8 protein-coding genes and 5 pseudogenes are annotated in these 11396 nt (G+C 57.8%); 11 read left to right on the top strand and 2 right to left on the bottom strand.

What is annotated here, in order from left to right:
• The 9 genes and pseudogenes from C8J33_RS27425 to C8J33_RS28025 all read left to right on the top strand — a co-directional run.
• The coding region (locus tag C8J33_RS27425) for a hypothetical protein (RefSeq protein ID WP_207904069.1) at positions 1–486 on the top strand (486 nt) is incomplete at its 5' end.
• A 316-nt stretch (positions 487–802) separates the two neighbouring features.
• Positions 803–991: pseudogene (locus C8J33_RS27730) on the top strand (hypothetical protein); the annotation flags it as partial.
• Positions 992–1034: 43 nt separating this feature from the next.
• The gene (locus C8J33_RS27250) at positions 1035–1184 is read left to right on the top strand and encodes a hypothetical protein (RefSeq protein ID WP_165906883.1); all 150 of its coding nucleotides are present in this window, start codon (positions 1035–1037) and stop codon (positions 1182–1184) included.
• Between the two features lie 210 nt (positions 1185–1394).
• Positions 1395–1715 carry an ArsR/SmtB family transcription factor gene (locus C8J33_RS26130; RefSeq protein ID WP_165910836.1) on the top strand — a complete coding sequence of 107 codons (321 nt, stop codon included), beginning with the start codon at positions 1395–1397 and terminating at the stop codon, positions 1713–1715.
• A gap of 1448 nt (positions 1716–3163) precedes the next feature.
• Entirely contained in the window at positions 3164–5104 is a 1941-nt protein-coding gene (locus C8J33_RS26125; RefSeq protein ID WP_132665868.1) for a pilus assembly protein TadG-related protein, read from the top strand.
• Position 5105: 1 nt separating this feature from the next.
• Positions 5106–5681: a TadE/TadG family type IV pilus assembly protein gene (locus C8J33_RS26120; protein WP_132450047.1), complete on the top strand. Its 576-nt coding sequence runs from the start codon at positions 5106–5108 to the stop codon at positions 5679–5681.
• Positions 5682–5685: 4 nt separating this feature from the next.
• Entirely contained in the window at positions 5686–6123 is a 438-nt protein-coding gene (locus C8J33_RS26115) for a TadE/TadG family type IV pilus assembly protein (RefSeq protein WP_132450045.1), read from the top strand.
• 151 nt (positions 6124–6274) lie between these two features.
• Positions 6275–7009 (top strand): annotated as a pseudogene (locus C8J33_RS26110) (IS6 family transposase).
• Positions 7010–7372: 363 nt separating this feature from the next.
• A pseudogene (locus C8J33_RS28025) lies at positions 7373–7528 on the top strand (helix-turn-helix domain-containing protein); the annotation flags it as partial.
• A 71-nt stretch (positions 7529–7599) separates the two neighbouring features.
• On the opposite strand, the pseudogene C8J33_RS26100 reads toward C8J33_RS28025, so the two are convergent.
• Both C8J33_RS26100 and C8J33_RS26095 read right to left on the bottom strand, forming a co-directional pair.
• Positions 7600–7858, bottom strand: a pseudogene (locus tag C8J33_RS26100) (DUF3363 domain-containing protein); the annotation flags it as partial.
• A 333-nt stretch (positions 7859–8191) separates the two neighbouring features.
• Positions 8192–9127: an SDR family oxidoreductase gene (locus C8J33_RS26095; RefSeq protein WP_245507300.1), complete on the bottom strand. Its 936-nt coding sequence runs from the start codon at positions 9125–9127 to the stop codon at positions 8192–8194.
• Between the two features lie 330 nt (positions 9128–9457).
• On the opposite strand from C8J33_RS26095, the pseudogene C8J33_RS26090 reads away from it, so the two are divergent.
• Together C8J33_RS26090 and C8J33_RS26085 are read left to right on the top strand one after the other, a co-directional pair.
• Positions 9458–9607 (top strand): annotated as a pseudogene (locus tag C8J33_RS26090) (transposase); the annotation flags it as partial.
• 364 nt (positions 9608–9971) lie between these two features.
• On the top strand, positions 9972–11006 hold the full coding sequence (locus C8J33_RS26085) for a PAS domain-containing protein (protein ID WP_132665867.1): 1035 nt from the start codon (positions 9972–9974) through the stop codon (positions 11004–11006).
• The last annotated feature ends 390 nt before the right edge of the window (positions 11007–11396 follow it).

Raw genomic sequence — 11396 nt, 5'->3', positions numbered from 1 at the left:
CCTCGAGCGCATCGCCAACGGCTGGCCAAGCAGCGATCTCGATGCACTCATGCCCTGGAACTACGCGAGCTGAACGGCCTCAGCTTGCCGCTTACAAATCTGCTCGCCGGACGCTTACTTTATAACAGCAGCTACACATACTACGTATCAGCAATGCAGGAGATCGACATGATAAGCGCTGTTAAGGCACTCCGGCTGAATGAAGCGATCACTATCATCAGCGGGTTCGTTCTAATATGGCTCTCGATAAGCGGGTTGCTCCGCGATGATGCAACATACATGCTTTTGATACCGTTGAGCGTGTTCATTCTCCCTGCTTCTATTTACATAATAGGGGCAAAGCTCCGAGTCGCTGTCCGTCGCGCGTCAGAGTGCGATTTCGAAACTGTTGAATGCAATGACGGCACGGGAGCGTCTGGCGGTGGTATTCACGATCGCAATCCCGATCCTCATTCTCGCACGCCACTGGACCATCCACGATGCTAGATGGACAAAAGAACCTGACGCTACTTAAAATTTGTAACCATTGTGATTTCTCGACAGGGGCTACCTTGCGGACTCTCAAGGCAATGATCGCATTTTTAATGATGACGTCTGGTGGCTTGGGTGCCTATGTGGGTTATCGTGGTTCCCTCGCGCCGGATGCGTTCGTATTCCCTGTCTGATCCCGTAAACTGGCCCCGTCGAAATCTGACCGCAACGAAATCGCTGAACCCATCGCAAACCTCCTGTTTGCGCCATCGATTCAGATTCGTCGGCTTTTGGGAATCCTGAGAGTCAGGCTCAGTGACGATTGGTATTGGACACTATCGCCGAGGGCGAATTGGTTTATGTGCGCTATGGCACTGAAGATGGCACGAAGGGTCTGACCGAAAATGGAATCGACGACCTTCAAAGTCTCCTCGCTGACATACGGACGTGGGATAGTGGAATCGTACAACCGCAGCCATCGCGGCCCGCTTCACCAGTCGCGCCACTTCCCTGTCGTTGAGACGATCGTAAGCGGTTAGCCGCCGACGATTGAAGGTGGCGGCATGATCGAGGACATTCTCAAGCAGAATGCCGAGGTGGTCTTGGCTCTGCGCAGGATCAAGGCGATCTATGATACCTACAATGAAGACCGAAGAGATCAAGCAAGCGGCAAACTGAACCTGCGAAGTTTCCCCGACGCTTACCCCCTGTAAAGTCAACTCCACCAAATGTTTGGAAGATCTGTTTTCTGCAGCAGAAGTTTGCTCAGGCCATCTTTTTAATCGACTCTAAAACACAAAGTTAATTATATGATAATTAGACCACCTATGAACCGAGGGACCCGTTTACGGGCGTTCGGACAGGAGATGCAGTGCTGGTCCGACCGAGGCTGGCACGTTGACACTAAAGATGGAGGATGTTCGATGAATGCCTGTCAGGCCGCACGCGCAGCAAACTTACTTTCAATTGTGGCAAATCAATCCCGGTTGCAAATGATTAAGATTATGCTAAAAAACGACGTTTCGGTAGGTGAACTTGCTAATATGACTGGGCTTTCGTCATCCGCCACTTCACAGCATCTTTCGCTCATGAAAAATATGAACATTCTTGTCCAAAGACGTCAAAATACAACTCAGTACTGCTCAATCAATTTACTATTTGCTGATTTCTTTCTCCGATTGATCCTCGTCACGGAGCTGCAAGCGGCAGTGTTCGATGCGTCACAACCAGCAGCGGTCCCTTGATTGTCAGTAACTGGTTCAGTGTTACCGAGAAGATTTTGCTTTGATGCCAGCGATGAGTTCTTTGTCGTCGAAACACTGACGAGGAAGTTGTTCCGCACGTCAGTTGAGTGGCAAGCGCTTGAGAGCATCTGCTCCATACCATCGTCCGTCAGCTGCGTATAAGAAACGCCGCTAACGAAGTCTTTAAACGCGTGTTGTAGGCTAGTACGACCATGCCGGCAGGCGTGACAAAAAAGTCCGACTGAGCTGATCTGACACCTGGGCGTCTCGTCACTGGTGAGCGCGACCAACACGCCACGTTGTGGAAGAGGCCGGTTTGTGTTCCTGACTACTGGCGGACGGCGCGGGTGACAGCATAGAGCTGGGTGACGGCTGCTCGAATATGGAGATGACCGTAAGCGGTTTGCGGCCGACGTCTGGATTGAAGTTCCATGGTACAAGAGCCTCGATATCCTGGGCGAGCCATCCGTTGGCCATTCGAATAAGCTCTTTGTCAGCCAAGCCAGTGGATCGACGTCATTCATTTTGGCAGTGCCTACCTCTGTCGCGTGATCATATTTCGGGAGCGAGCTGCCACGGGCAGCGACGAGAACCGACGCATTCTCTGTCAAATGTCCGTTGAGAGGCCTTTGTAGGACTTGGTGGAGAATGCCGTCCAACCGGGCTGGTCAGCTGTCGAAGTCCTCAGAGCTATCATCGAAGTGGCCGATAACCTTGTTCTCGCGGCGGGAGCCAATAGCGAGCTTGAGCAGCTGTTATCAGGCATTCGAAAAGGAACCTAGATTCCAAAGATGCATGGATAGAAGCCGCCGCCCCTATTTCGAAGGTCGAGGCGACGGCCCTGCCTCCCTGTTTCCAAATTCAGGAGGCCCGCCGATCATACCGCTTCCCCTCAGACCCGCTTTCATGTGAGGGCCACAATATCAAAATCGCGCCAAAATCCACAGGCGCTGCCTTGTCGTCCTCGTAGCTTGCGTAAATGTGACAACCAAATAGATTGAGATATTCTAAATAAGAAATATCAGTTATGGTTTGGGCATGAGACTTTACCGCGCGCTCGAGCATTTGAAGGCGGGACACTTCCGCTCCATGGAGTCGTGGCCGTAGGGCGCTCCTGAAGAACTTGCCCTTCAAGTCCCCACCCACGCCGCTGCCATCGCCGAGTTCAGCTTCAGCAATCCCGATGAAGCAGACGACACCCTGTAAACATACTTTAGCCCGTGCGTCCGCGCGAAACCAAATTCCGCGGCCTTCCGCGTATGGGTACGCCGAGACGGATCTCGCCGCGTACGCAATCCTACAAAACGAACGAATTATGTGCAGCACACCCCTAGACTTAGGAGAATATTAGTACAATCGGATCATCGTCAGTGGCAACGGTGGACTTGCAAAGTGTGAGCAGCATCGCTTTGTTATTCATCAATTTTCAAACTGACAGTAGGACGTCCGTGTCCAGTACATTGAACGACGAAAATGGCGGAGTCGCGATTATCGCGGCCATCATATTGCCGATTATGATCGGCTTTGCGGCGCTCGCAACGGAATATAGTTATTTCCTGACGAAGGAGATCGAGCAGCAGCGGGTTACGGATGTCGCCTCTTATGCCGGCGCGCTCGCTTATGGTAAGGCAACGAGTGAAGTGGCAATGCAGGCGAGCGCCAAGAGCATTGCGGAACTCCACGGCATACCTACGGGAAACGTTACTGTCAGCATCGTCACCTCGCCGCGCAACGCTGCGGCGAAAGCCGTGTCCGTCGTCGTGTCGTCGCCACAGCCCATCTATCTCGCAACGGTCGTCGGCGCTCTCGACGTAACCATCCAGACGACCTCTCTCGCCGAAATCGGCAGCGGAACCGAAGAGGCTGCCTGCATCATCGCACTCGACCCCGCCAGCACCGGCATAACCATGTCCGGTGGCACGACGCTGAGTGCGCCGGAATGCACCATCGCCTCGAACGCGACCATTACTTCGCCGTGCGGTACCTCAATCGTCACGAAGCAGGCGCTATACAATTCGGCTTCCGCCCCTGAGCAGCCAGAATGGTGCCGAAGCATTCAGAAAGCTGACAAGAGCCCTGCGCCGATTGTAAAGGCGGCGACGGCGGACCCGCTGGAAAGCCACAAGGGCGTGCTCGCAGCCTATGCCAGCGTAAAGGATACCGCGAACCTCAAAGGGCCAGCATCGCCGGGCGCCGTTCGCGGCAGCGACCTCGACTTCAACCCTTGGGACCGTACCAAGCGCGAGGCGCTGGCCACCGCTCTTGCGGGACAGGGATGCACCGCCGCCTTCGACAACAACACGTGGACGGTCACCTGCGACGCATCGCGCGATACGTTCACCTTCGGCAACCTTCTGATAGAGAGCAGCCTGCTGCTCGAATTCGACCTCAACCGCGACATCGCGCGAAAGGGTGCCGCGAACTATAATTTTACGAGCATCAAGAGCCAGGGTGGCGGCAACTACCGCTTCCCCGCTGGCACCTACGTCGTTTCCGCTGGCATCACCATGGGCGGCAGCGAAGCGCGCTTCGGTGCTGGAAGTTTCCAAGTGGGCAAGGGCCCCTGCGGCTTCAGCATATGCGGTGGCAATAACGGCATCATGAGCTTTGCCGGCCCCTCCGTCTTCGAGCTTCCTGCGGGCATTCTGGTCAGCGGTGGGCTCGACGCGCGGCTCGGAGGCGGCGACCGGAACAGCTACCGTTTCGGCATGTCACAGACAGGCCGAGCGATCGACGTGCAGAGCGGGTCGCTGATCCTTGCCGGCGCAAAGGGTTCGGCCGCGACCTTCGAGATTGCAGGTCGTATCGAAACCGGAGGCGGCACCTGCCTGGCTCTGCCTGCCATTGCCAGCCACGAGATCAACGGCTCCGTAAACGTACAAGGCGCACTGGAACTCGGCGCCGGTGTCTACCTGATCGACGGCTATCTCGCGCTCGGCCAGAGCAGCGGGGGTTCTTCCACCTGCAACGGCCGCACGACGAGCCTTCTGGCGAATAACGTCACACTAATGCTTTCCGGCAAGGAACGCATGTCGGGAGGCGCTTGCGACGGAACGGTTTTCTGTGCTTCTGCGGGATATAACGACATGGTGCTGGTCTCCCCGACATCCGGTACCTATGCCCAGCTTGCCGTGCTGGGTCCTGCCAAGGTCAAGGCGGGCGCAACCCTTACCGGGGGTGCCAGCGGCGGTATCATCGCCGGCGCCTTCTATTTCCCGAATGGTCCAATCCGCATGGATGGCGGGGCGTCGGCATCCGGTACCGCCAGTGATTGCCTCACGATAATCGGCAGTTCCATCACCGTTGCTGGAGGCACGTCTGCGGCCACGAAATGCAAGAAGCTCCTTGGCGCCACGGGCTCCAAGAACTCCGTCAAACTGGTTCGTTGACATGATCCGATGCTTTGAAGCCTATCTGCGCAGATTTCGTAAAAGCCGCAGCGGCGCCTCTGCCGTCGAATTCGCGCTGATCGCGCCTGTCTTCCTGCTGCTCTTTGCAGGCACGGCGGAGATCGGCCTGGCGACGATGACGCGAATGCAGGCCAACGAAGCGGTTTCCGCTGCTGTCAACCGCGCGCTGATTTCGGGCGCAGCGGTAACGGCGGCGACCGCCGACACGACCGTCTCTACGTTTGCGACCATGCTGCGTGTCGCGCGCGGAGGTCAGTCCGAACATTCCCAGTTGGCCATCAGTTTCAATGGCGGCCGAACCTACACATCCGTCGATGGCCGAATGACCCCGAAAGGCTCTGCGTCCGCCGTTGACGAATGCCGGTGCCCGACACAGAGCGGCGGCACTGTCCAGTGGGGGAGCAAGGTGCCCTGCGCCACGGCGTGCCCCGACAAGAGTCTGTCGGCACGCTATGTTTCGTTCGAACTGACGCAGCCCTACAAGCCACTCCTTCCCGCCGCTGGTCTCTTCGGCAACGAAGGTATCCGTATCCAAACACTTGCCGTGCTGCAGTAGTCCCATGACCTACCGCTTCATCAAGGATCGCAGCGGCGCAACAGCCGTGGAATTCGCTATCGTCTTCTGGCCGCTGATGCTGCTGTTGTTGGGGACGGTTGAGGTCGGCCGTGTCCTTTGGACCCAGACCGCGCTTGATAAGACAGCAATGACCGTTGCTCGTTGCATGGGTATCCGCGCCGACGGTTGCGCAACGGCTGGCGTCTATAAGCCAGACCTCACCGTGGCCTTTGCCAAAAGCGAGGCTGGAGGTTGGGGGATCTCGCTCACCAATCAGATGATTTCGCTTTCAGACGACGTTGCCTGCGACGAACTGCCGGGGTTCTCTCACGTCACCTTGCAAACCCAGATCGTGTCTCCGCTGCCGTTCATCTCCACTCTCCTCGGCTCCGAGCAGATGAGCGCAGAGGCCTGCTTTCCACGACAGGCTGATCCCGCGTGAGAGCTTGAACAAGGCTGTTAGCCTCACGTACCAAAACATTCTGGGCTATCGTCGCAGAGCGAGACGGACGGACCTGTCGCAAATTTTTTTCACTTACTCTATGTTGACCATCGGAAGAGAAATTCCGTTCCGAAACTTGTTGAGCGTAGCGATGATTCTCAATGCCATTGCCGAAAAGCTGAAGCGCCAGTCGAAGGATGACTTCAAAGGCATGCATTTCGAGGCCTGGCTGATTGTACAGGCGGTCGCCTGGTACTTGAGCTACCCGCAAAGCTATAGTGACCTGTAAGAAATTTCTCGCGAGCGGGGCTTCGAGGTTGATCATAGCACAGTCAACCGCTGGGTACCGGCTTATGCGCCGATGATCGAAAAACGGCTGCGCCAGTCTCGCCGGCCGCATTGCGGCTCGGTCCGGATTGCCGAAACTTATGTGAAGATCCGCGGCAAATCGCGCTACCCGTGCCGCGCCATCGATCAACACGGCAATCCGGTGGATTTCCTGTTAACCGCCAAGCGCGATCTCGACGCCGCCAAGCGGTTCTTCCACAAAATGCTCAAAGAAGAGCCCGTGTTATCGCCATGAAAGATCGGCACAGATGGTGCCAATACTTTTTCCCTCGGCGATCAAGCGTCGATTGATGAAGAGCTTCTCCATCAGGATGCCGTCCACGACGTCACCAAGCACCTCCAGCAAGTCATCGAAAGTGACCATTTCCGGGTGAAGGAGAACATGCCAAAGCCTGACGGCTTCCAATCCTACGGCACGGCGCGGCGAATTAACGCGGGTTTCGAGGCGATGCTGTGGTTGAGGAGAGGCTTTGGCTTCGCCGGCGATTGGACCGTCAATGATCAAAACGATTTGCTTGCGCGCCTCTTCGGATTGTAAAAGGTTCATACATTATGAAAATGAAGATGCTCAGGGGATAATCGTGTGTTCCGAAATTGTTCGCGACACGCCCAGCGTCTTCATAGCCCGGACGCCGGACGCAATCTGCCTGACGCGCGCCTGTGATCGGCATCGGGGATTGATGGCGCGCTGGTTCGCAGGGCTGTCACATGGAACACCACGGTCACTCTGCAACCGGACCAGGATCGCGTCGGCGCCGTTCTGCTCGACGAGATCGTGTAGGCACCGCAAGAGCGGTTGCATTTGCCGATGCCATCCGATCCGGCTGGTGCCATCACCAATGCGATCCTCGCCCGTCCCGAGAACGAGCGAACGCTCGACGAATGAGCGACATGGGCGGCAATGTCGTCGCGCACGCTGCGACGTCTCATTCTGGCCGAGACGGGCTTGAGCTTTGCCCAATGGCGACAGCAGGCGCGTTTGATCCATGCCCTCGAAACGCTGGCCCGAGAGGATCCCGTCGGCATGGTCTTCGACGCCCTCGGATATGCCGCCCCCAGCAACTTCATCACGATGTTCCGCCGCGCCTTTGGCGACTCGCCGGGCCACTATTGTCGCGAGCCGGTAGCCTACAGCCACACTTTCCTACGCCGCCTCGTTTGCCACGACACCGATCCGCCCTGGACGTTGCCTGACATCCTACCAAGCTGCCGGTCGATCGCCGGCCGCAACGGAACCGGGGGAACTTGTGGCTCTTCTCGACGATGGCGAACTTGCCGCTGGAGCGCTGGATCGTTCCGGTAAAGGTGCCGCTGACGTTTTCGCCATCGCCAGCCGCGCGAACGGTATCGGCTTTGTCGCCACCAGTTTGGCGCCGGTACGGGCGACCTAACGCGCAGCGGCACGCGCGCGTGCCATCGCGCCACTGATCCACACAAAGACAACGAGAAGAATGAAATTGCCTTCTTCTCCAAGATCGTCTCCATCTCAAACGGCATTCAAAACTGATCTACGGGATGTGCAGGAGGTAAGGAGAAATTTCTCTCTTGATCCATAGCCGCGATTGTCAGGCGGCAAAGTCCCGATGGTCGCGCTCATTCAGACGCTCGTGGTCACGAAATATCTGAGCTTCGACACGTCGCGCACGCCCCCGGTGTCAGCCAGTCGAGTGAGAATACCGGAGCAAGATCTCACCGACCGTCATTCTCGATCCTATCCCGGTTAACCGCCTTGCGTTGACTGATCGACGCCGAGGAACGCGGATCGCTGCCTTCGCACCCATGTCTCGACATCGACGGGGTGGAAGCCGTCCAGTCCGGGCTTGCGTGCGAACGGCCCAGCGAGGATCGCATCCGCTTCATCGCGATGCTTGACGAAGAAACGGAATTTCGATGCCACCCGTCGGCCGAAGCCCGGTCCCATCGCTGCATCGACCTCGCGCTCGAATGCGTCCATCGCCTTGGCGCGATAGACGACCGGACGATCCAGCCCGGCCGTTATGCGGGCCACCAGTTCGTCGCCTGTGAGGCTATCCGGCCCGGCGATGACGTGGTCGCCACCGTTGACGCCATTCGAAAGAAGCGTCATCGCCGCCTCGGCGCAGTCATCAGCAGACGTCCAGGCGATGCGCTGGGACGCGGCGATCGGCGGCTCGAACACGCCACGTTCGACGATATCCGCCCGTGCCGAGGGCTTGAGCAGATTGTCGAGATACATGGTCGGGCGGACGATGGCGAAGGGTATGCCCGATCGCCGGACAAGATTCTCGACCGTCGCGTTGGCGACGAAGCTAGGTTCCGAACAGGGCGTCGGCCGGCTGGCGCTGGCGAGTTTGAGAACGAGCGATTGGACGCCTTCCATCGCCGCTGCCGCCAGTGCATGTTCGGTTTGTGCCCGCATATCCGCTTCCGATCCCGTTGGAATCTGGAGCACGACATGTCCGACGCCCCGATTGGCCACTCGCAGCGAGGCTTGATCGGACAGATCGCCTTCCGCCAGCTCCACTCCGAGCGCCTGCAACGCCTCGAAACGCCTCTTGTCGCGCACCAGCGCTCGAGCTTTAAAGCCGCGCTTGAGCGTGGCACGTACGACGGCGCTGCCTTGCACGCCGTTGGCGAGGTAAACGAGAACGGGTTTCGATAGATCCATTACGAACATGGGACTGCTCCTTCAAAAATGGCCTGTTGGAGCAGCATCGTCGTGACTGGCAACCGAACAGACCCGACGCGCATATGAGCGCAGGGACTGCCGGGGGATCACGCGCAACGAGCGCGGACCAGAACTTCTCCATTGCGGGAAAAGGGCTTGGGCCTACCCAGACCAAGCCAGCCATTTTCGACGCTCAGACTGTAGTTCACGGCTGGCATGACTGTCAATGCAACAGTCGCTTCGCCAAGCGTCGACTGGCCCGCGGGGCGCCGAAATTGACCTGAGTCACTCAACTTCCTCCAGATTTTGGTAGGGTCCGTCACAACCGGAGACGGACGAATGAAGCGTTCAAGGTTTACGGAAGAACAGATCATCGGGATATTGAAGGAGCAGGAGGCGGGAGCGAGGACAGTCAATGTCTGCCGCGAGCACGGCATCTCGGATGCAACCTTCAACAAATATAAGGCAAAGTATGGCGGCATGGACGTGCCGCCTCGTCGCGGGATATTTCCGCGGTAAAGGGGTGCTGCTCTACGAACCGACCCGCCTTCGGTACGTTTTGAATGGTCGTATCGAACGCGCAGCCGGCCCCGACGATTCAGAAAGACGGCCTACCTTGGCGCTGCGTCCATCGTTCCCGACGAAGCTGGTGACATCTCAGCGTGGTTCTCGGTATGGACAGTTGCAGTCGGCAGACTTTGACTGGCCTACTGCGTCGTTACGCAAATCTGGTGCCGGAAGGCTGTCGTCTGTTGAAGATAACGCATCGCACCGATCGCCAGGGTCGGCATTCCGTGCCGGGATGAATTACATGCAACCTTCTTCTCGCGACGTCGTTACACGCGAACAAGGGATGGTGGCAGCAGTGACTGAGCCGAAACTGATACATGGCGACGAGCCGGCGGCCGCTTCACGGATAGGACTGATCGATCACAAGGAACTTTCGGCGACGGCTTTCGAGCGGACACGGATGCCGATGGTCATATCCGATGCCCGTCAGCCCGACTATCCGATCGTCCTTGCCAACGAATCCTTCCTCAAGCTGACCGGCTACGCCGCCGACGAGGTCGTGGGAAGAAACTGCCGCTTCCTCCAGGGAAAGGGAACGCTGCCCGCCTCGATCGCGGAGATAAGGGCCGCAGTCGCAGAGGAACGCGAGTGTACCGTCGAGATCCTCAACTACAGAAAGGATGGATCGGCCTTCTGGAACGAGCTCCACATAAGTCCGATCTATGACGACGACGGCATGCTCGCATACTACTTCGCGTCTCAGATCGACATGACGCGGTTTCGCAATATTCAGAGCCTCGAAGAGTCCGAGCATCGCCTTCTCATGGAGGTCGACCACAGAGCCAAGAACGTCCTCGCCGTCGTCGAGAGTGTCGTTCGTCTGACCCGATCCGATGATGCGGCGCGCTACGCCGCGTCGGTTCAGAACCGGGTTCAGGCGTTGTCGCGTGCGCATGTTCTGCTGGCGGACAGAGGATGGCAGGATGTCGCCCTGCGCGACGCTATTTCCGTCCAGCTCGACCCGGTCGTCGGACAACGCGTACATCTGGAAGGCCCCTCGATCTCCGTACCAGCGACGATAGTGCAGCCGCTCGGCCTCGTGTTTCATGAGCTCGCTGTCAACGCCGCGGTACATGGAGCGCTATCGAAGCCGGGCGGAAGGCTTGTTATTACCTGGAGCGATAGCACGGAGGGAGGCGTGGATCTGATCTGGCGGGAGAGTGGAGGGGCTGGCTCCGCTGGCACGACACCAGGGTTCGGAAGTGTGGTTCTCGGAGCATTGGTTGAGAAGCAGCTTGGCGGAACAGTTGATCGTGAGTGGACGGACGATGGCCTCGTGCTGTCCATCAGCTTCCCGAAAGCGCTTGGCAGGTTATAGAATCTTAGCCCTTCGCCACGAGGGCGGTTGCTTCGTACAGTAGAGGCGGGTGGCTCTATCACAGATGAGCATCTTGCTATAGGCAAAGGAGGTGGAAGCACGCTGGCAGTCCAGATGCCGCGCTTTCACAGCCACCGACTGGAGCCGAAATGCACATGTCCGTGCATCGCCGCAACAACGTCTGGATTGCAGGATCGAGCGGCCGGACCATGATGTTCGCCCATGGCTACGGATGTGACCAGAGCATGTGGCGTCATGCGTCTTGGAAGCAGGCATTCTGGCTGACCTCGGCGATCTAGAGCGCGTCCTGTTTAATCCGGGTCATATCCGGCAGCCCTGAAGTAGTTTGCACATTCGGCGGGAACGAAGAGCGGGACGAGGCTACCGACC

Source organism: Rhizobium sp. PP-CC-3G-465 (assembly GCF_004343445.1).
GTDB lineage: Bacteria > Pseudomonadota > Alphaproteobacteria > Rhizobiales > Rhizobiaceae > Ferranicluibacter > Ferranicluibacter rubi.
This window is presented reverse-complemented; position numbering and strand designations above follow the sequence as displayed.